The 21,799-nt window shown below is 43.0% G+C and carries 18 protein-coding genes; 8 read left to right on the plus strand and 10 right to left on the minus strand.

Features of this window, described 5'->3' with window-relative positions; genetic code table 11:
• Positions 1-558 precede the first annotated feature (558 nt).
• Positions 559-1,101 (minus strand): GNAT family N-acetyltransferase, encoded by a 543-nt coding sequence (locus tag YK48G_RS11205; RefSeq protein WP_232365359.1) that lies wholly within the window; start codon positions 1,099-1,101, stop codon positions 559-561.
• 97 nt (positions 1,102-1,198) lie between these two features.
• Between YK48G_RS11205 and YK48G_RS11210 the strand changes: the two genes are divergently transcribed.
• Positions 1,199-1,588 (plus strand): hypothetical protein, encoded by a 390-nt coding sequence (locus YK48G_RS11210; RefSeq protein ID WP_203630804.1) that lies wholly within the window; start codon positions 1,199-1,201, stop codon positions 1,586-1,588.
• Here YK48G_RS11210 and trxA read toward each other — a convergent pair.
• From trxA to YK48G_RS11230, 4 genes are all read right to left on the minus strand, one after another.
• Entirely contained in the window at positions 1,581-1,910 is a 330-nt protein-coding gene (gene trxA / locus YK48G_RS11215) for a thioredoxin (RefSeq protein WP_203630805.1), read from the minus strand. The two genes, YK48G_RS11210 and trxA, sit on opposite strands and share 8 nt — an antisense overlap.
• On the minus strand, positions 1,888-2,655 hold the full coding sequence (locus tag YK48G_RS11220; RefSeq protein ID WP_203630806.1) for a TerC family protein: 768 nt from the start codon (positions 2,653-2,655) through the stop codon (positions 1,888-1,890). Before YK48G_RS11220 ends, trxA begins: the two co-directional genes overlap by 23 nt.
• Before the next feature lie 265 nt (positions 2,656-2,920).
• Positions 2,921-3,538 carry a glycoside hydrolase family 73 protein gene (locus YK48G_RS11225; protein WP_203630807.1) on the minus strand — a complete coding sequence of 206 codons (618 nt, stop codon included), beginning with the start codon at positions 3,536-3,538 and terminating at the stop codon, positions 2,921-2,923.
• A 39-nt stretch (positions 3,539-3,577) separates the two neighbouring features.
• Positions 3,578-4,555, minus strand: coding sequence for a linear amide C-N hydrolase (locus tag YK48G_RS11230; protein WP_203630808.1), 978 nt, complete (start codon positions 4,553-4,555; stop codon positions 3,578-3,580).
• Between the two features lie 652 nt (positions 4,556-5,207).
• Here YK48G_RS11230 and YK48G_RS11235 point away from each other — a divergent pair.
• From YK48G_RS11235 to YK48G_RS11245, 3 genes are all read left to right on the plus strand, one after another.
• Positions 5,208-7,919: an MMPL family transporter gene (locus YK48G_RS11235; protein WP_203630809.1), complete on the plus strand. Its 2,712-nt coding sequence runs from the start codon at positions 5,208-5,210 to the stop codon at positions 7,917-7,919.
• 283 nt (positions 7,920-8,202) lie between these two features.
• The gene (locus YK48G_RS11240; protein ID WP_203630810.1) at positions 8,203-8,673 is read left to right on the plus strand and encodes a C40 family peptidase; all 471 of its coding nucleotides are present in this window, start codon (positions 8,203-8,205) and stop codon (positions 8,671-8,673) included.
• A 144-nt stretch (positions 8,674-8,817) separates the two neighbouring features.
• A complete protein-coding gene (locus YK48G_RS11245; RefSeq protein WP_203630811.1) occupies positions 8,818-9,927 on the plus strand; it encodes an acyltransferase family protein in 1,110 nt (369 codons plus the stop codon).
• Positions 9,928-10,019: 92 nt separating this feature from the next.
• Here YK48G_RS11245 and YK48G_RS11250 read toward each other — a convergent pair whose 3' ends face one another.
• Both YK48G_RS11250 and YK48G_RS11255 read right to left on the minus strand, forming a co-directional pair.
• Positions 10,020-10,442 (minus strand): GNAT family N-acetyltransferase, encoded by a 423-nt coding sequence (locus tag YK48G_RS11250; RefSeq protein ID WP_203630812.1) that lies wholly within the window; start codon positions 10,440-10,442, stop codon positions 10,020-10,022.
• A gap of 129 nt (positions 10,443-10,571) precedes the next feature.
• Positions 10,572-11,228 carry a histidine phosphatase family protein gene (locus YK48G_RS11255; protein ID WP_203630930.1) on the minus strand — a complete coding sequence of 219 codons (657 nt, stop codon included), beginning with the start codon at positions 11,226-11,228 and terminating at the stop codon, positions 10,572-10,574.
• A 178-nt stretch (positions 11,229-11,406) separates the two neighbouring features.
• Between YK48G_RS11255 and YK48G_RS11260 the strand changes: the two genes are divergently transcribed.
• From YK48G_RS11260 to YK48G_RS11270, 3 genes are all read left to right on the plus strand, one after another.
• Positions 11,407-13,536, plus strand: a complete 2,130-nt coding sequence (locus tag YK48G_RS11260) for an LTA synthase family protein (protein ID WP_203630931.1) — start codon at positions 11,407-11,409, stop codon at positions 13,534-13,536.
• An 8-nt stretch (positions 13,537-13,544) separates the two neighbouring features.
• On the plus strand, positions 13,545-14,336 hold the full coding sequence (locus YK48G_RS11265; protein WP_373300214.1) for a potassium channel family protein: 792 nt from the start codon (positions 13,545-13,547) through the stop codon (positions 14,334-14,336).
• A gap of 246 nt (positions 14,337-14,582) precedes the next feature.
• Entirely contained in the window at positions 14,583-15,557 is a 975-nt protein-coding gene (locus YK48G_RS11270) for a lectin-like domain-containing protein (protein ID WP_203630814.1), read from the plus strand.
• An 85-nt stretch (positions 15,558-15,642) separates the two neighbouring features.
• Here YK48G_RS11270 and YK48G_RS11275 read toward each other — a convergent pair whose 3' ends face one another.
• The 3 genes from YK48G_RS11275 to YK48G_RS11285 form a co-directional block, all read right to left on the minus strand.
• Positions 15,643-17,904 (minus strand): ATP-binding cassette domain-containing protein, encoded by a 2,262-nt coding sequence (locus tag YK48G_RS11275; RefSeq protein WP_203630815.1) that lies wholly within the window; start codon positions 17,902-17,904, stop codon positions 15,643-15,645.
• A gap of 181 nt (positions 17,905-18,085) precedes the next feature.
• Positions 18,086-19,081 (minus strand): NAD(P)/FAD-dependent oxidoreductase, encoded by a 996-nt coding sequence (locus tag YK48G_RS11280; protein ID WP_203630816.1) that lies wholly within the window; start codon positions 19,079-19,081, stop codon positions 18,086-18,088.
• A gap of 432 nt (positions 19,082-19,513) precedes the next feature.
• Positions 19,514-20,581, minus strand: coding sequence for a PrsW family intramembrane metalloprotease (locus YK48G_RS11285; protein WP_203630817.1), 1,068 nt, complete (start codon positions 20,579-20,581; stop codon positions 19,514-19,516).
• A 150-nt stretch (positions 20,582-20,731) separates the two neighbouring features.
• Here YK48G_RS11285 and YK48G_RS11290 point away from each other — a divergent pair, with 150 nt between their 5' ends.
• The gene (locus YK48G_RS11290; protein ID WP_203630818.1) at positions 20,732-21,688 is read left to right on the plus strand and encodes a nucleoside hydrolase; all 957 of its coding nucleotides are present in this window, start codon (positions 20,732-20,734) and stop codon (positions 21,686-21,688) included.
• The last annotated feature ends 111 nt before the right edge of the window (positions 21,689-21,799 follow it).

The raw sequence follows: 21,799 nt of genomic DNA on the forward strand, positions 1-21,799 counted from the left end.
CGACCAAAAATCCCAAGCCCAGGGATTTCTACTTCTCGGCCACCGAGCCGAATGACGCTCCGCCAGGCAGAAAAGGCCGCATAAGCACCTCGACCAAAAATCTTAAGCCCGGGGATTGCTATTTCTCGGCTACCGAGCTGAATGACGCTCCGCTGGGCAATAATCTGCGCATAAGCACCTCTGACAAAAATCCCAAGCCCGGGGATTTCTGCTTCTTGGCTACCGAGCCGAATGACGCTCCGCCAGGCAGAAAACTCCGCATAAGCACCTCGACCAAAAATCCCAAGCCCGGGGATTTCTGGCCGAGGAGACTTATGCTCCGTTTTCTAATCGCCTGGCTCCGCGTACTAAAAAAGGCGCCCCCACCTCACGCGACAGGGACGCCTCACCGTTGTACCACCCAACTTTAAGCTCAATTAGCTCCTCACTAGACGATATCGGATCTAGTTATTATCCGTTCTTTGATAACGTATTTTGTGAAGCTATCCTGATCAGTTCGCATCACCCACTGACTTTCTGACACCCAGATAGCTTGACTACTTATTTATAAACATCTAATTAAACCTCAGTGTTTCGAACGCCAAAGAATTCCTCAGGATAATATATTTTACCACCCTTATTGAACAAACTGCCATCCGCCAATGGTTTAATCATATTGGCGTTCAAATCAACGGATAATGTCGAGAAAATGTCAAAATTATCCGCTGGAACGTAATTATTTTTAAAGAAGAAATCAGAATTATCAATCGCACTAACCGCCGGATAGCCAGCTAATTGCGCTCTGGTCTCCAATTCGATAACCATCGCTTGACCAATCCCTTGGTTTTGATGGTCGCGGCCAACACTGATTTCAACAATTGAAACAACGTCAAATGAATGCCATGGCGACCGCACCGTAACTGGAATCATGAGCGCGTGACCGACAATTTGGTGCTGACGATCTTTTGCTACGACCTCGAAATTTGGTTGATACTTTGAATACGATCGCAATCGATTGACCATATCGACCTCATCCCCATCCGTATTGGGGGCGTCGTTTCGATAACTATCAGCGATTACACCGTTAACCGGTACATAATCGGCTTGTCTAATTGTTTCCACTGAAAACTTCAAAATCTTATCTCACACTCTCTTTATTGGCTGTTGTTATAATTATAAGGAAAGACTCATCCAAATTTTGTTAGAAAGTTGGTTAGCTATGTCCACAAAATCTAAGATTACGATCATTAGTATTTTATCATATGGTTTCTTTGTTATTTTAGCATATTTCTTTAAATTTTTGTCCCCAGCGAAGATTGGTATCACTTGGACAGCTTTTTGGTACATTGCGGTCGCTTTAATCGTTTATTATTTATGGTTCAAAAACTTAATCTTTCAGCGTGTCATTTATTACGCAAGGCAACTGAACCTTACGCAAGCCGATTTGGCTAACAGGCTGCCAAATTTAAAACCAAACCAAATTGTCCCAGATCCTCACCGGGTCAACCTCTTCGCCCCGCTATTTACCTTCCCGTTGCAAGGATTAGACCGTTTGAACACTCAACTGACACAAGAAGCTCGTCAAAATGGTATCAAACCATTTAAATAGCCGCCACCTCAGCCAACTTTTGATCAAAGTATTTTGCCAGCTTCTCTTTTGGATAAACACCGGTAACCTTTTCAACAGCTTGACCATTTTTGAAAACCACCAAGCTGGGGACGCTTAAAACGTGGTACTTTTCAGCAATTGCTTGGTTGCCGTCAACGTTCATTTTGGCAAACTTCATACGATCACCGTAATCTTTCTCCAGTTCTTCAAGAATTGGATCCAAAATTTTGCACGGACCACACCATGGTGCCCAAAAATCGATGACCGTTAATTTATTATTGACCTCTGTTCTTAAATTCTCAGGAGTTATCTGAACGCTCATTTTTTATCTTCCTGCCTTTCTTTACCCTGACATAGTGGATGATCAGCGTTATAACAATTGCCACCAACACGATGAGACCAAAAAGCGGCGCGGGAATTTCAACATCGATAACTGGAATTGACAAGAATAATTTCACCGCAATGAGGCCAATCAAAATATACGCCATTGGTTGAAGCTCTGGGATAATCGCCATTAATTTCATAATCACTTCAGCAACGCCCCGCATCGCAAGGATCCCAATCATTCCACCAATTAACACAATAACCGGATTAGGCGAGATCGCTAGTGAGGCGAGAACCGAATCAATTGAGAATACAACATCCATAAATTCAATCTGTAACACAACCGACCAAAATAACGACAAGCCAGTCTTTGATTTACCCGCTAGTTTATGGGTTCGAACGACCCGAGTTTTTCTAAAGAAACTATACACCAAATACAACAGATAGAGGGAGCCAATCACTTTGATTTCCCAAAAATTGATCAAAAACGTTCCGATACCAATAATTAAGAAACGAAAGAGATAAGCTCCCCATAATCCGTAAAATAATGATTTTTCTTGTTGAGCCTTCGTTGGAAGCGCTTGCGTCTGGGCGGCTAAAACCACCGCGTTATCAACTGATAGCAAACACTCAATCGTTACCAGTGATAAGATAATCAACCAATCATCACCACTTGTGATAACCGTTGACCAATTATGTGCATCAAAAAACGGGCCGTACAGATTCGAAACCCAATCCAACAATTTAGCATCCCTCCGCTTAGCTTTCACTTATATTATATATATGAATTATACATATGAAAAATCAAAAAGTTATTTATTGATTAAAGTACGACGGCACTCAGGAAATTTACCCTCAATCCAATAGGGAACCTTTTTTATATGGGTCCCATACCAATCCATAATTAAAGAAGAGCAGTCCACCCGCAGAGCCTTCCGATTGCTCATCGCTTTTAAGACAACTACGTAAAGTAGGAGCTAGTATCAAACGCTTTGTCCTACCACTGCTCTACTCGTTTATCGCTTTTAAATCATACCTACTCAATCGATATTTTACAATTAAATGATTCAATTTACTAGCATACTTTGGATCAGTTGCATAACCATTTTCCTGCAGCATCCTCGTTGAGGTGCGGTAACTCACGATATTTTTTTGTTTAATAAATTTCTTTTCTACAAGTCGATTATGATCCAAAATGGCCGCCTTTAAACTTGGGTATTTCCTAAAATTGGCTAATACTTGAACCGACTTTCCTTTAATGACTTCGCGCGTGTAAAAGGCCACTGAGTTGCCTTCATAAGCCCCCTTAATGCCAAACGGATTCTTGGCTGCTCTGTACAGCTGAGAAGTTCCGTAGCGCGATTCCAAAATAGCTTGGGCAATCACCACGCTTGGCAAAATCCGCCGATCTCGTCGATACTGCTTAATTGCTGGTGTAGCAATCTGATTGATAAATCGCTCCCGTTGCTTTTTCGGAACGGTTTTTGGGTGCTTTTGAACAAGTGTTGGGACGTTTGGTCGCGCCTGCTTTTGGCGACTCGCACGATTCCGAATAGTTAATCCAGCAAAGATCACCAAACCAGTCACCAGCAATATTAAGATAATTCGCCAACTTTTTTTCTGCAATCAACTTTCTCCCATTTCGACTTTACAATAATTACACCGTCAAAGATCTACAAACCGAGTTTCATCGGGAACGTCAAAGAATCGTAACTGATTATTGCGAATCAATTGATCGGTCAATTGAATTCTAACAATTGATTTAGCGTGATAGGGCTGATAATAGTAATTTAAGCTCTCACAGCAAACCGCCGCCCGATAAACTGAATATGTTGGTTGGTGCGCTTGACTCTTGGGCACGTTCACCGCATCCAAAATGTGCCAACAATTATCAACGGCTTCAACCTCAGTTTTTGGCAGATCAATTCTTTCCTTGAGGTAAGCTGCCCGAATGAATCGCGATCCCGGCGAATAGGATCCTGGCGGAATTGCCTTGCCAGAAACATTTCCCGTTGTGACTCGAGGGGTGTTCAACGGAACGGTATGTGTCTTGAAGGCCGGTGTGAAGTCTAAATACTTTGCCAGTCGATCAATCTGGCGGTCAAAATGATTGCTATTCGTCAGAATGCCTAATGGATTTTCAATTATTTCAATTGGCGACGTTACCGGCTCAATCACGATACTTCTGCCAGTGCGGTCGCAGGCAGCAAAATGTAATTCGGAATGCCCATACTTTTTTAAGCTGGTTTTATCCGCCATTAATTCAATATCTTCAATGTGGTCAACAATTTCTTGAACGGAGCGGAAATTAGATAGTAGATAAAAAGATAATTCAAACGGTGCCAAATGAACTTTGTTTATACCCGGTTCTTCAACTAAGTCACTGCCATTTGTAAAGGTCAATTTTTGAACGGCCAGCCCAAATTCATTCACGCCATCTGACACATCAATTTCTTGATCATGGGCGCCACCAGAACCAATTAACGCGTATTTTGTTACATACTTTTGGGCATCATAAACTGAGGACCACTCAAAGTTGCGCGGGCAAAATACTGGCCGCGCCCCCAGCCTTGGCCAATCCATTGTCCTGGCAATCACGTGGGCCCCATCCGTTTGCCCAATCTGAAAAACACTTGTACACAAATCCAATGACCCCCTTAAAATAAGTGAGCGAAGCAAAGCGTTTAGGGATCGGAGTGTAAGGCTCCTTGGCGAGAAATTCCCGGGCTTGGAATTTTTTGCCAAGGTGCTTACACGCAGATTCCTGCTTTGCGCAGCTGTCCTACAATAGTGAGCGCAGCAAAGCGGTTAGAAAGCGGAGTGTAAGTTTACTTGACCAGAAATCCCGGGCTTGGATTTTTGGGCAAGTAGGCTTACGCGCAGCTTTCTGCTTTGCGGAGCTGTCCTAATAATAGTGAGCGAAGCCAGGCGCTTAGAAACCGGAATATAAGTCTCCTCTAACAGGAATCCCCGGGCTTGGGATTTCTGTTAGAGGTGCTTATATGGAGGTTTCTGCCTGGCGCAGCTGTCCTAAAAATAGTGAGCGCAGCAAAGCACTTAGAAGCTGGAGCTTAAGATGACTTGACCGGAAATCCCGGGCTTGGAATTTTTCGTAAAGGTGCTTACGCGCAGATCCCCGCCTTGCGCAGCTATCCTCGCCCCAATCCAACAATCTTTAGAAATTATTATCATTTTGAACCCTAAATCAAGCGGAAACGTATCGCACTCACCGTTATAAAATGGTAAACTTTTAATATATGAGCCTTTTCACACATACATATTAGGGGACGACTTCATGAAAGACACTATTCTAAAATTACACAGAAATCGGCTGTTTACGTTGTTAGTATGGCTGATTATCGTTTTTATTGCAATTATTTCAGCACCCAACATCACAGACGCGCTACAATCATATAGTCAACCAACCTTTAACACAAATTCACAGCCTGCAAAAGCTAACCGCCTACGCCAGCAATGGGGCTATCAATTGGGCAACACGACTTCAGTTAACGTGGTTTATGAAAATCCAAAGGGAAAAATCACGGACGCTCAGCAAGTCAAAATCAATAACGCCCTTAACAAGCTCAAACGCCACCAATCTTATTACAGCATTAAGAAAATCGTTACGTTAAGTACGAATGTCGCCGGCAAGAATCAGCTTCAGTCAAAGGACGGTTCAACTCAAATGGCTTCCTTAGATTTGGACGCCAACGGCAATACGCTAAGAGTATTGGTTAATGAGCTTGTCTCACAGGTAAAAGCTAAGGGGTTAAAATCTTATGTTACCAGTCCCGAAATTATCCGTGACGTTAATAATCAGAAAAATTCACAAGTCACGCAGCTGGTCTTAATTGCGTTATTCATTGTCTCAATCTTGATTGTTGGTATTTATTTCCGATCTGTATTTGCGCCACTCATTTCTTTTATTACGCTATTTTCGGCTTTTGTGACCGCTTATAGTCTGTCACTTAATTTATCAAAGCTCTTTGACCTGCCGTTTTCCCAGTATGTTCCACTTGAAATTGGAATTGCCACGCTCACGATTGGGACGATCTGGAATATCTACCTTTACCGCAAGCTTAGAAGCGTCTTAGCATTACAGCGAGAAGGCACTTACGCCACCAAACAAGTTGTCGCTGCCTTAAGGTTTCCAATCACTGTTGTTGGGGGTAGCTTGGCGCTCATTTTCTTCGCCTGCAGCTTTGTCAATTACGATCAAATTCAAGCACTCTGGTCCCTCGGAATTACTTATATCGTCTTAGTGTTAGCAACGATCACGTTAAACGCTGTCTTTACCGCCGCCCTGGGAGAAAGTCTTTTTTGGCCGGCCAATGCGCCGCTAACCACAATGAAATCCCATTTTTGGACGCGAGCGACCGAATTTTCCCTCTGGCAGCCAATCGCGAGTGTCTTAGTCGTTCTCTACATTACTTTGCCATTCATTTATTTCTATCACAATAGTTTAAACTTTTCGCCAATGACCAATCTAACTCAAACTAATCAGGCAACTAAGGGCGCCCAATTACTGCAGGCCCATTTTTCTGCCGGCAAGGCCACTCCGATTACGGTTTATCTCAAAAACGATCGGCCACTAGATAATGAAAAGTATCTCCAGCACCTTGATGCTCTAACCACCAAGCTTCAGCATACCCAAGGCGTGGATGCCGTTTATTCTTTGACACAACCAGGCGGGATGCCAATTGAAAAATACTATGTTTCCAACCAGCTTCAATCAATTGGGTTAAATGCCAAAGAAGCTACCGGCCAACTTTCACAAGCTTCAAGCAGCATCAAAAACAGCAACCGCAATCTTAATTTGGCTTCGCTTAAGCAACAAGTGAAAGACATGGCTAACTTAGTGAAACGCAGTAATCAAATTATTAGTGACAGCAGTCAGTTAGCTACTCAAGTTAATCGAGCGGCAGCTCATTCCAGCAGTGCTGTTCAACAAAGCGCTTCGCGTCGTGTTAGCGCCTATCAGGCCAAGATCAATGAACTCAATCAGTCACTTCAAGCGGTTTCTAGCGGCCTTAACCAATTGAGCACAGAAGGTCAGGTGATCCAAAACTACGGTCAAAACAGCTATAACAATCTTCAAAACTACAGCCAACAGATTGATCAGGTTCAAAAGCAACTTAAAAAAGTCAGCAACCAGGTTCACGGTTCAACCAACCAGTTAAATGGCATTTATGATTATCTAAACGGTCTCCAACAATCCGGCGCGGCTAATGTTTACTACATCACCAAGGCGCAATTAGCTGACACCGACTTTTTGCAGACGAGGCTGAATTACACGAGTGCCAACAAAAAGATCACCACTTTACAGATTGTGATGAAAAACGCACCTTCCAGCCAATCAAACATCCAACAAGTTAATCGAATCCGTGATCAAATTAACTTACAGTTAAGGGGAACGCCGCTTGCCAAGGCGCAAGTTGCCATCAGCGGCGAACCGGTAACCCAGGCCATTAACCAATCCAAACTGAATCACCATTTCATCTCCTTGCTGGCAATTGTGATTATCGGTGTCTTAGCATCCGTTTTCATTGTCAGTCGAGCAATTCTGCAGCCGTTTTATTGGACCATCACCTTTTTAATGGCTGCCGTGACCGGCTTCCAACTTGCATACATTACCATGCGATTTGTTGTTAACATTAATCAATTTGATTGGCAGGTGCCACTGATTTCCGTGTCAATCCTAACAGCGATTGCTGCTTGGCAAATTGTCGCTTTGGGACTGTCCTTTAGGTACACGGAATTATCGCTTTTGGAATGGATTCGGCCAACGCTTGCCAGCTATGGCAAGATCATTCGCTATATTTTACTAGTCGTTCTTGCCTTAGCGATTGCCCTAACCTTTGGGGCGTCTTATGCGCTCATCGAAATTGCACTAATCGTCCTCTATACCGTTTGTGTCTATTACTTGGTATTACCGTTAGTTATTTCCTCGCTTGGAAAGCTCTCGATAACTTTACCCAATAAGGACAATCTGTTAAAAAATAAGTAAGTGCTTGTCATTATGTATGATTAATTGTCACTTTGATAATTGGTAGACTATCATTTGCCAATTTCTTCACGAAGACCCATCCGAAATATTTCGTTTGGGTCTTCTTTTGTTTCGTCATTTAACCCCTGTATGGCAACGTTTGTGACTTGACTATGCACTAATTTTACGCGAATGTTGCAAGGCCCCCACCTCTTTTAACTGCATTGCAAATAGTTTGTTACACGACTGCAACAAACTATTGTTACAGTATTCACTGTAAATTGATAGGGAGTTGTTGAAAATTATGAAATTACATAAACAAATTATTTTAAGTCTAGTTGCTTTCTTTGCACTATTAACCGCCGGCTTCACAACTACTGCTTCAGCTGCTAAGTTTGATACTGATGCCTCTTATTCACAATTGTATCAAGTTGCTAAGCAAAATCTCAGCAAGCCATATTCATATGGTGCCAATGGCCCTTCTGCATTTGATTGCTCTGGTTTTACCAGTTACGTTTATAAGAAGGGTGCCGATATTACTTTGCCACGAACTGCTCAAGCTCAATACAATGCAGGGAAAAAGGTCGCTTATAAGGATCTTCAAAAAGGTGATCTTGTCTTCTTCGGCTGGAACGCATCAGCTATTTCTCACGTTGGTTTGTACGTTGGCAACGGCAAAATGATCGACGCACAAAATCGCGGTGTTATCACTGAAACTGTTAAAGCACCTTGGTGGGATTACGTTGGTTCAGCTCACATCGCTGATTTCGATTAATACTTATATCTAACAATTCAACTACTATCATCGACATAATAAAATTGAGAAGGACTGGAACTTGATTTCAGTTCTTTTTTCATGTATTCAGCTAGCTGATTATGATGGGCTGCATTAAACTATCAAAGGACCGATGTGAATGCAATGGTAAAATCAAATCCCCAACAAAATTTAACGACAGCAGACATTGGTGATTATCTCAAACTGGCTGCTTGCACTGCTGTCATGCTACAAACAATTTTAAGTTTCTCGCTAACAACTAATCCCAGTCACCAGGTCCAAACCTGGATTGGGATAGCATATAACTTCACCAAGTTCACCGCCCCAGCGTTTATTTTTGGCATTTTATATACCACCATTCGAACCTTCAATCCCACGCTGACTTATCACCATTATTTACACAACCAATGGCGGGCAACCCTTGTGCCCACAATTTGGTGGACCAGCATTTATTTGCTGACAATGCCCGGTCTCCAACAAGTTAACCATTACCATACCTTAATCCAGTTCGGTTGGCAATTTATCAACGGTAACGCTGCCCCTCATCTTTGGTACAACACCATGATGATTCAGTTTATTTTTCTTATGCCACTTTTTTGGTTATTGGCCGACTGGGTCGCTAATCGGGCTGGCCGTGGTTGGTTCGTCTTTGTCATTACTAGCCTCGGATATTGGGGGTGGTTAATTGGGTATGATCAGCTGGTTTTTCACGGACCGTTTATGACTAATTGGTATTTACTTGACCGAGTCTTCGTCAGTTTTAGTTTATACGGAATCGGCGGTCTCCTAGCCTGGCAATTCCGAAAGGCCTTTAGCAAGTTACTGCGATTCTGGCCAATTATTTTGATCATCGCTTTGGGATGTTTTTATTGGATTAACCTCAATTTGTTTCACTTTGGTTATCCCATTAAGCTGGCAAACGCCACCTACTATCGCCCATCAATGGCATTCTATGATCTGTCGGTTATTTTATTAATTTCAGCCGTTGGCAACTGGCAAATCAATCGCCAGTATCAATTGACCTATTTGGTTCATTATCTTGCCAACTACGCCTACCGCGCCTTTTTATCAACCGTTTTTTGGCAGCAGCTTCTTCGGTTAATCTTTGGCAGACAATTAATCGCCCAAACGCCTTTGATCGGCATTATCGTCGTCTATGTTGGAACTTGGATACTGTCGTTTACCTCGGCAATCATTATCAGCATGGGCTGGCAACGAATTAAAAGCGGGATTTTTGTCCATTGGCGCAAATAAAAACACGCTAGAATTTTCTTCTGGCGTGCTTTGATCTTACAAATTGAATGATCCTTGGAACCCGTTCAACCCAACGCGAACGAAGCGGTCACTCACACTTTCTCCATATTAATATGGGGAATGCCCACTTCGACAAACGGTTGCCCATAGGTTTTAAACCCAAGTGTCTGATAAAAGCCAACGGCGGTTTGCTGGGCACCTAAATAAAACCGTGTGGAATTAGCAAACCGGTCATCATTCAAAATAGTCTGTAATAACTGCTTGGCATAACCCTGGTGCCGAAAACGCTTCTCGGTTGCTACCCGTTGAATGTGGACACCCATCTCCGTTACCGTGGTTCGAGCTGTCGCAACTGGCCTATTGTCAACATAAGCCACAAAGTGAACAGCTTTTGAGTCGGTGCCATCGAATTCATCTTGTTCGTCAATCCCCTGCTCTTCCACAAAGACATGGCGACGAATCGTTCGGGCATCTTGATATGTGTCATCAAGTTGATCTGTTTCTTTAATTTTCAAAATGGTCCTACCTAGTGAATTAGTTTATTTACAATATGTGTGGTCAACGGGCTGGGCAACAACTTAAAGAAGTTGGCTACTGCCAATTTTACTAAAATCACGCAGGAATAACTCAACCCCTCCTGCATATTACTCATTATACGCCGTAACCGTAACGTTATCACCATCAAATGCTAACTTTGTTAAACTTCCATTTGCTGGTCGCTCAGTGACATCATATTTACCGTTCCCATAGCGCTCCACCACGCTCAATAACGTGTTACCATGGCTGATTAACAAAACATTATCGCCATCTTGAATTTTAGGATTGCGCTTAATCAGGTCAAACCCTTGATCCAAGCGGTGCCAATATTCTTGATTGTTTTCCGCCTGATGGAAGGGATCAGCGTCTTTTAAATAATCTTTTGCTTTACCAATTGAATATTTTTCAACGATGTCTTTAAAGGTTGGCAACCCGTGAGGCGCCCCAGCCAAATACCAAGCTTGCGACATATCGTTTCCTTCAAAATAACCGTAGAACTCTTCTCTAAAAAACGGTGACGTCTCCGGCCCTTTAATATCAGATGCCTGGTTATGAGACAAAATCACTTTCGCCGTTTTCTCAGCACGAGTCGTGTCACTACAATAAGCTGCCGCAAATTTGATACCTTTTAGCTTTTCTGCCGTATCAACCGCATTTTGAATCCCCTTATCGGTCAGTGGCGAATTGCTCCAGCCTTGAAGCTTATTGTAAATGTTGAAATAGGTTTGTCCATGGCGCACCATATACAACGTAAATTGACTCATCATCACACTTCCTTTACCCTTTAATGGTTTAAGTATAACAATAATTTTGGCTGGCGTTCATCTAAATCATTTTAAGATTTAGGCAAAATCTTACCTATTTAGTTAATTTCATCAAATTATTTGATAAGATAAAACAAGCAATAATTATGAAGGAGCAGACACTTTGAAATTCGTTAATATGATACTTGAGAAAAGCAGCACGCGTAAAGGGTTTCTAATCTTGTTAGTCACCTGCTTTTGGCTTAAAACGATGCTGGCTTACTTTGCTGACTTCAGATTAGGCATCACTAATCCCTTCCAATTTCTCATAGTTTTAATTAATCCATTGGCGACAACCGGCTTGCTGGTTGGCATCGCCCTATACTTTAAACGGGCCCGCTTCTTTTATCCAATCGCCTTGTTAATTTCAATCCTAAACACCGTCTTGCTTTACTTAAACGTCATTTACTTTCGTGAATTCACTGATTTTATGACCGTCAGCACCATGACCGGCTATTCGAAAGTTAATCAGGGGCTAAGCGGTAGCTCCCTGGCCTTGACTAATATTCACGATATCTTGTACTGGCTTGATCTAATAATCATTTTGATCCTATTGGTTTTGAAGAAAATCAAAATTGATCCCCGGCCACTCAATCGGCGGATTGGTTTGGCAGTCACTTCATTTTGTATGCTTTTTTTTACAATCAACCTCTCTTTGGCTGAAATGGACCGCCCTCAATTACTATCACGGACGTTTGACCGGACGTACGTCGTCAAATACTTAGGCATCGACGCCTTTACCGTCTATGATGCAGTCAAATCACAGCACAATAACGATTTGCGGGCAACAGCGACCAAGTCCGAATTAAATGATGTCTTAAAATTCACAAACGGGCACTACGCTAAGCCAAATAAGAAATACTATGGCATTGCCAAAGGTAAAAACGTCATCATTATTCATTTGGAAAGTTTCCAACAATTCTTAATTGGCCAAAAAATTAACGGCCAAGAAGTTACCCCATTTTTAAACAAACTTTACCGCAGTAAATCGTCCTATGCTTTCAAGAACTTCTTTCACCAAGTTGGCCAAGGCAAAACTTCTGACGCCGAAAACATGCTGGAAACCAGCACTTATGGCTTACCTCAAGGATCGCTGTTTGCTCAGTTAGGCAGCGATAACACTTTCCAAGCTGCCCCAGCCATTCTTAAGCAGCGCCGGGATTATACGAGTGCCGTTTTCCATGGAAACATTGCCAGTTTCTGGAACCGAAACAACGTTTACAAAAATATGGGGTATCAGTACTTCTTTGATGCTAGCTATTACGACACGTCAGGCGATCGTTCGCTGGGATATGGTTTAAAGGATAAGCTATTGTTCCGCGATTCTGTCAAATACCTCCAAAATCTTCAACAACCCTTCTACGTCAAATATCTCACCGTTACCAACCACTTCCCGTTTGACCTCGATAAAGAAGATACCAACTTTAAGACAACTGACACCCAAGATGAAGTCGTTGATAACTACTTCCTAACAGCTCATTATCTCGACCAATCCGTTCACGAATTCTATAATTACCTGCGAAAAACCGGGTTATTGAAGAAGTCCGTCATTGTTTTGTATGGTGATCATTACGGCATTTCTGACTCAGAAAATAAAAACTTGGCCAAAGCGATTCACCGTGATCCAGACGACTGGGACGATTTTGACAACGCCCAACTCCAACGGGTACCGTTTATCATCAATATTCCAGGTCGAAAGGACGGGTACGTCTCCAGCAAATACGCTGGTGAAATCGATGTCTTGCCGACGCTGATGCATTTGCTTGGGATCAGTACTAAACGCTACGTCCAATTTGGAACGGATATTTTCTCTAATCAACATGACCAAGTCGTCGCCTTTAGAAATCAAGATTGGGTTAGCCCAACCTTTACTTCAATTAGCGGAGACATTTACTCAAATCGAACCGGCCAACTGATGAAATTATCTAAGCGGCAACAGGCGCAAGTCAAAGTGAACAAAAAACGGGTTCAAACTGAGCTTTCCCTTTCAGATTCGCTGAATGAAAAAAATCTTTTGCGCTTCTATCACCCAAAGGGCTTTGAAAGTATTGATCCGCGAAAATACAATTACGCCAACGAATATCAAAAGGAAAAGCGGATTGAAGCCAAACGTGGTAAGCAATCAACCAGTCTATTCTCAAAGAATGGTAATCGATCAACGATCAAAGATTACACTACCGATGCACCAGAAATTCATCACAAGTCCAGTGATACGAACCGAATCAAGATTACCAATCCTGACGCAACCAATAACGATAGCAGCCGTTAAATTGGGGGATGGCGCTCGTGAAGTCAGAAAGTCAAAAACTCAATATTCTGTTTTATAACATTCTCGTTGCAATTCTAGCGTTAGCCTCCTTTCTACTAGCGGCACTAGAACTTAACGGCCTCATCAGCTGGCAAAGGGGACCTTATCGGCTCATTTTTATGCTGATTTGGTTGTTCTTCTTATCAGATTATGTGATTCGCTTTTTTAGAGCGGGATCGAAAAAAGACTTTTTGATCTCAAACTTGTTTGATTTAATCGCCCTGATTCCTTCCCATCCCATCTTCGTATTCTTCCGTGTGGCGCGGATTTATTCGATCGTGCGTTATTACAATCTGCTTTGGAAATTCGGCTTATCAGGAAAATTCACCAGGGCACTTCATCGATTTTTATACGATACCGGCTTCATTTACCTCCTGTCGATCAGTTTAGTCATTCTCATCTTTAGCTCATTGATTTTTGCCTCGTTTGAACATGATTCCCTGCAAAATTCACTCTGGTGGGCCATTACCACCGCGACAACTGTCGGCTATGGTGACGTGACCCCCAAAACGGATGGTGGCAAAATTGTTGCTGCCATCTTGATGCTTGGTGGGATTGGCTTTCTTGGTTTATTAACTTCGACAATTACGGATTTTTTTACAAATGAAGATAAGCAAGATGCGCAAACCAAAGCCCTTAAGCAACTTTCTAAACAGGTTAACCGGCTCACCAAGCAAGTCGATCGTTTGGAAAGCCAATTAAAGGCAACTTCTAATCAGTCAACGCCGGCTTCAGCAAAACACCTTAAAAAGAAACGGTAGCCACAATTAACTTAATTGTCAGCCATCGTTGATCAACTTATTTAAGCCAATCATACCAGCATTCTCCAAGTCAACTGCTGATATGATTGGCTTAAGCTTTGCCGTTACTTTGATCATTTTTTCCCAGCAACCCCAGTGACACCAACACTTCCAATCGATTTGCTGGGTTTCTTCTTCTAACGTTGATGCTATAGTAAGGATAGTATCAAGTAATTGCATAGATAATCTACAAGGGGGATTTAATTTATGAAATCAGTACAAGGTAAGAAATCCAGCTTTCGCATCATCAAAAAAGCCGCTACGATCGCATTATTCTCCGCTGGCTTAGCAACTTTTGCCGGTGTTGGTGTCCAAAACGGTGCCGGTTTATTTAGTTCACCAGCAGTCACTGCTTCAGCAGATACCACTGCCACTGCTCAACCAACGACTAACCAATTATTCAGCGTTAACACTCGCTATGGTAGCCAAACGACACTCAACACTAATTCGTTCGCGCAGTTAACGCAATCGCAATATAATGATTACGGCTACGCAACTACTAACAAGAAGCTTGACTTAACCAAAGACTTCTCGGTTACTGGTCGGCTTTATTTAGGCAGCCGGGTTGATGGCGGTGGCGATGCCTTTAACATCTTATTTAGCCCTGACAATCCAAATACCTTGCGGCCAGCTTCAAGTACTGGCGGCATGCTCGGGATGAACGGCTTGGCCAGTTCATTTGGCTTGGTATTTGACGAACACTATAACTCTGATTCATCATACGGCGACTTCCAGAACAAATCATGGTGGCAAGGTGGCCGTTATGAAGGCGTTGTTTCTTGGCGAACAACCAGTCCTGATGGTACGCTAAATTCTAACAAGCGCCAAGATACCGGCATTGGTTTTGCCTCTGCCCAATCAGCTGACGAAAAAGCCCAAGTTGTTTCAATGAACAAGGACATGATTAATGGTCAAGGTCATCCATTTGCCATTAACTATAACGCTGCCACCAGCACCATTACCATTTCTGTGCCTGACAACTCATACTCAGGTGCCTTTGGTCGTGACGCTCAATTAGTTTACACGAAGACCGGCGCTATCAGTGGTTCAACTTGGACCAAGCAAGTAACCTCACAGCAAAAGAAAGACGGCTTATACCTGTCATTTGCCGGGGTTACCGGTGCTAAAGATTACAACAACTTTGCGGTTGCCATTGACAGCACAAATAATATCAACAACTAATCGACTTTAACTACATTTTTTAAAAAAACTAAAACGACCGTTCGGCGAGATTATTTCTCGTTGAACGGTCGTTTTAAATATGATTTTAGGATCGCATTTGATTATATGCTTTAAGGGCAACTCCTGTCCGTGATTGGGAAACTTGTTGTGCTCGTTCCGGTATCCCAGCATATAATATTTGGCCGCCATAAATTCCAGCATCCGGGCCAACATCAATCAGCCAGTCGGCTTTACTAATCACTTCCAGATTATGTTCCACAATGATTAGTGTATTGCCAGCCGCTACCAGTTCATCAAATAAACGAATCAACTTGGCAACATCTTTCATATGCAACCCTGCCGTCGGTTCATCCAGCAGATAAATTGTCCCGGTTTTGTTCAACTGAACTGCCAACTTTAATCGTTGCAGTTCACCACCAGATAAGGTTGTCAACGGTTGGCCCAACGTAAGATAGTCCAAGCCCACCTTTTGCATATTAATTAATTTGCGGTCAATTTCGGGGGTCTGCTTAAAAAACTGAATTGCCGATTCGATCGGCATGTTAAGTACCTCACTGATGTTTTTGCCGTTGTAGTGATGACCAAGCGCTTCATCATTATAGCGTTTACCATGACACATCTCACATTCTTGAACCACTGGATCCATGAACGCCATGTTTGTAATGGTCACGCCCTTCCCCTTACACCTTGGACAAGCACCCTTGCCGTTATAGCTAAACAAGCTGGTAGACGTTCCCGTTGCCTTGGCAAATAACTTACGAATGTCGTCTAAAATGTTAAGATAAGTCACTGGCGTTGAGCGAATATTAGTCCCAATGGCCCCTTGAGAAAGATCAATATAAGGAACCTTTAGCTGGCGCTTGAGTGCGTCCACCAATGAACTTTTACCAGAGCCGGCAACGCCTGAAATAACCGTTTCAACGCCCAACGGTATCTCGACCGATACATCCTTTAAATTATGGGTAGTGACATGCTTTAAACTAACTGTCTTCGTCAATTGGCGGGGTGGCCGATAAGTAAGCGGTCGCTTTAAAAGGGTCCCAGTCATCGTATTGCTGGTCAATAAGGCTTGATAAGTGCCGGTAAAGGTGATCCTGCCACCATTTTTACCGGCCTGCGGGCCAATTTCAACCACGTAATCGGCAATCGGCATTAGCTCTGGGTTATGCTCCACAACTAAAATGGTGTTGCCCTTCTTTTTGAGATTAATCAGCGCGTTTTTGATCAGCTGAATGTCGTGGGGATGCAACCCCACGCTGGGTTCATCTAAAATATAAACCATATCAACCAATTCACTCGTCAAAAACTTAGCAATCTTGATTCGCTGGGTTTCACCGCCGGACAATGTTTCTGTGCTTCGATCAAGGGTAAGATAACCCAAGCCGATATCAACCAATGATTGAATTTTGACCGCAACTTCTCGAATCACATCGGCAACTAGTGGGATTTTGATTGCATGCAGAAATTGCAGTGCGTGGACCAAATCCATCGCTAAGACATCTGCAATGTTTAACCCATTAATTTGACAGGTCAAGACTTCTGGCCGTAATCGAGTGCCATGACAATCTGGGCATGGCCGCCGGGTTACAATTTGGGCAAGGGCTTCCTTATGATGTTCTGCTTCGCGCTTGCCGATAATTGAACGCCTGATTCGAGGAATGACCCCTTCATACAATGCGGTCCGCGGCCACTTCTCAGGTGCATTTTTAAGTCGTTGCTGAGGCGCGTTTAACAATAAATCCATCTCTTGGTCGGTGTAATCCTTTAGTGGCTTATCATTATCAAACAAACCACTATAGGCATAGCGCCGCCAGCGCCAAGTATGAGGGCCAAAACTCACAAACGTAATGGCGCCCTGGTTAAGTGATTTGTTGGGGTCAATCAAGGCTTTAGCATCAATATCATCAACATAGCCTAATCCTTGGCAAGTCGGACACATCCCCTGTGGCAGGTTAAATGAGAAGGTATCCGAATAACCGACAAATGGCTTGCCAGCCCGTGAAAACAGCAATCGCAATAACGAATAAATCCCGGTATACGTCGAGAGCGTTGAGCGGGCATTTTTACCAATCCGCTTTTGTTCAATCACAATTGCCACTGGTAGATGGTCAATCCGTTTAACCTGAGGCTGACCATATTTTGGCAAATATTGCTGGGTGAAACTTGGAAAAGTTTCGTTTAACTCCCGGCGTGATGCTGCAGCAATCGTATCAAATACTAATGAAGACTTGCCGGATCCGGATAATCCCGCAAATACGGTGATTTGATACTTTGGGATTTTTAAATTCACGTGCTTTAAATTATTTTGATGGGCATCATAGACTTCGATTGCCCCGCGTTCGAACATGCGACCCCTCCTTTTTATTACAATCAGCTGGTAGGTTTCTTGTAAATATGCTGTTTGATCGAGCGGTAACGTGCCTCAGCAAGCAGAAATCCCGGCATAAGCACCGACAACTAAAATCCTGGAGCCTAGGGATTCAGTTGTCAGAGACTGGTGCTCCGATTTTAACCGCTTGATTTCGCACTCATCTTTTTAACGACGTGCTATGCACTGGCCCTCTTCTATCTGGGTAAAGGCTCTTCATTGCCGCATTAACCGCAATTGGGGCTTCGCCAAACGCTGTTGCTATTAACGGTTGTTTGCCTTCGTACTTCGAAACGTCACCAATTGCAAAAACATTTTTTAAATCTGTCAAAGCATTTGAGGCAACTTTTATGGTGCCATGGTCCGTCTGTGGGTGAATTGTCCAGCCATTTAACGCATCATCTTGGGCAATAAACCCATAGTTCACGACGATATCGTTAACTGTCAATTCTAACATTTCATCCGTTTTCATTTTCTTAGCCGAAACCTTAACTTGATCACCATCTTGTTGCGTTAAGCCTTTAATTAAATAAGGCGTAACCGGCTGAATCGACGACTGAATGAGCTGTTCTACGCTGCGTTCCATTGCGCGAAATTGATCACGCCGGTGTAATAAATAAACCTTTTTGGCTACTGAATTCAACAACAGTGCTTCATCAATTGCCGCGTCACCACCGCCAGCAACCAGGACTACCCGGTCGCGGAAATGCGCTAAATCTTTTACACTATAAAATAAATTTTTGCCCTCAAAGGCGTCGCTATTATCAACTGCTAATTTTCTAGGGTTAAAGGCCCCCACTCCCGTTGCAATAATAATAGCTTTGGTTTGGGTCACTTCTTTATTAGTGGTAATTTGATAGTTTTCACCGACTTGGTCAATATTAACAACGGTCTGGTTCAATTTAACGGCCGTATCAGACCCCTGGAGTTGGTTTTCCAACTCCGTGACCAAATTTCTAGCTTTAATATTTGGATAGCCGCCAACGTCTAATATGGTCTTTTCAGGGTACAATGCGCTGACTTGACCGCCTAATTCCGATAAACTTTCGATAATTTGGGTCCGCGCATCTCGTAACCCCGCATAAAACCCAGCAAACATCCCGGCGGGGCCACCGCCAATAATCGTAATATCATAAACTGTATCTTCAACTGTCATCAAAAGTCCTCCTTAAATAAGTGGCCTTAGGTGCAAGCTTCTGCTTTGCGGAGCTATCCTAATATAGTGAGCGGAGCCAGGCGTTTAGAAAGCGGAACGTAAGGCTCCTCTAACGGAAATTCCCGGTTCTGGAATTTTTGTTAGAGGTGCTTACGTGGAGCTTTCTGCCTGGCGAAACTGTCCTAAAAACAAGTGAGCGGAGCAAAGCGCTTAGAAACTGTAGCATAAGGCATCTTGGCCGGAAATCCCGGGCTTGGATTTTTGGCCAAGATGTTTTATGCGGAAGTTTCTGCTTTGCGGAGCTGTCCTAAAACCAGTGAGCGGAGCAAAGCGGTTAGGGATCGGAGTGTAAGGCTCCTTTGCAGGAAATTCCCGGGCTTGGAATTTTTTGCAAAGGTGCTTACGCGCAGATCCCTGCTTTGCGCAGCTCTCCTAGCGTTTCTTAACCAGCCTCTTCTTGCTTCGCTGAATGACGATTTGCTGGCCTTGAAGGGTCTTGACTTCCCGCAAGCCAGCGTCAATCATTACAAAAATGAGAAACCACCCAATAATAACATCAATTAATTCCTGCAACAACGATACGCTAAGTCCTGTATGCGGAATGTCCCAGTCCCAAAACGTGTGCAGGCAGATCGTAATAAGAAAAAAGATAAAAAATCTCGGCTTGGTAAAAAAATCGTTTAACGTAAACGGCTGTTTACGTTTCTTACCAAGAATAATTGCTCCGCCAATGATTGCCGCCCAAATCGTATGAGTTCCAATCGCCTGAAAACTCCTAGTAAAAATCGTGACCAAGCCATACTCGCTCACATAGCCAGAACTTTCAAAAACAGAAAAGCCAGCGCCAATCGCCGCGCCAATCAAGACACCATTGAAAATATAATTCAATTTATATAAATTAATGAAAATAATGATCACAATACACTTAGCCAGTTCTTCGGTAATCCCAACAATCAAGGCCGACTCAATACTAATTTCACTTCGAATTGGCAACATCATATAAAAGGTCATGGTCACTAAAAGCGATAAAATACCGCCCATTAAAAAAGTCGTTAAGACTTGGAGAACCGAAATGTTTTGGTAAACATTAATTTCAAAAAACATCATTAATAGTGAAAACGGCACTGCCAACGAACCAATAAAGATCAAGCCGGGGATTGCTTTATTACTTTTGAACAAAAAAAGCAACAAAATTAACATCACAAAACTTAACGCCAGCACCAAAAAGACCCGTGAGAAAAACCACGGTTTAACCGGCCGGCTAGAAACTTTCTGCAGACTGGGGGTGGTGCTTTTGGTGCCAACAATAAACAACCGGTCTGCCTGATCCTTAGTGTGGCGTTTAAAAACATCCGAAAACATTTTTGATAAGTGAATTTCGACAGGACTATCGGCAGCGGTTTCACCTAAATGCTTAGCAATATTATCATCCAAGTTATCATAATTTCGTCGAACCCCTGTCCAAAGAAGCGAAAAGAAGTTTCTTCCAATTTTTTTCATCACGCACTCCTATTATTGTTACTATTAAGCGTAACTTACAACTTGATTGGTTTCAAGATTTGGTCGGGAATTGTGTTATGTAGAAAATTCGGTTATGATGGAGTAAAGGGTTTTCATCCTTGTTAATTCACGAACGGAGGTAACAATTTAATGGCCCAGAAAAAAATGATTTTAGACCTTGATACTGGCATCGACGACGCAATGGCAATTGCCTATGCGGTCGCTGATCCAGCTGTTGATTTAATTGGTATTATTGGTTCGTATGGTAACGTTTATGTGGAAGATGGTGTCCAAAATTCCCTTAAGATTTTGGAATTACTTGGTGCAGGCGACGTCCCCGTCTACCAGGGATTGTCTCACTCGTCAGAAACCGACCATTTCGATAGAATGCCGGTCAGCGCGCAAATTCACGGCGAAAATGGCATTGGTGAAGTTCAATTACCAGCGCCAAAACGCCAACCGGAAACGGGTGACGCAATTGACTTCTTCATTAACGCGGTTAAGCAGTATGGTAAAGACCTAATCTTAGTACCAACCGGCCCGTTAACCAATTTAGACGCCGCCATCAAAAAAGCACCAGAAATTGCCAATGAAATCGGCAACGTCACCATCATGGGCGGCGCCGTCACCGTTCCTGGAAATGTCACCAACGTTGCGGAAGCAAACATTCAACAAGACGCTTCTGCCGCCAATAACGTATTCCGTCACGTCCCGTTAACCCAAGTTGGCCTGGACGTGACGCTCAGAACCTTACTAACCAGAAAAGAAACTCAGCAATGGCGGGACTTACATACTAAGCCTGGTGAAGCATTTGCCGACATTGTGGATTACTACATCAAAGCTTACGAAGTTACCAGCCCAGATCTTCATGGTTGCGCATTGCATGATCCGTTCGCGGTCGGTGTGGCAATCAACCCTGACTTTGTTCAAACGATTGACTTAAACATGTATGTCACGACTGATGAAAAGTATTATGGTAGAACGACTGGCGATCCTGCTCGGCTTGATGATCCGAATACCAACGTTAAAGTTGCGGTGAACGCCAATGTTGACGCTTATCTAGAGGCGTTTATGGATCACTTGACCAATTTATTCAAGAAAAACTAGGCTGCTGAATCTTGGCCGATAAGTAAAAAGAATCCCTACGAGAAAAATCGTGAGGATCCTTTTTATTTAGATTCAAAGTTATTTGCGGCGACAACTAGACCTTTTGCCAGT

This window comes from Lentilactobacillus fungorum (assembly GCF_016860605.1).
Lineage (GTDB): Bacteria > Bacillota > Bacilli > Lactobacillales > Lactobacillaceae > Lentilactobacillus > Lentilactobacillus fungorum.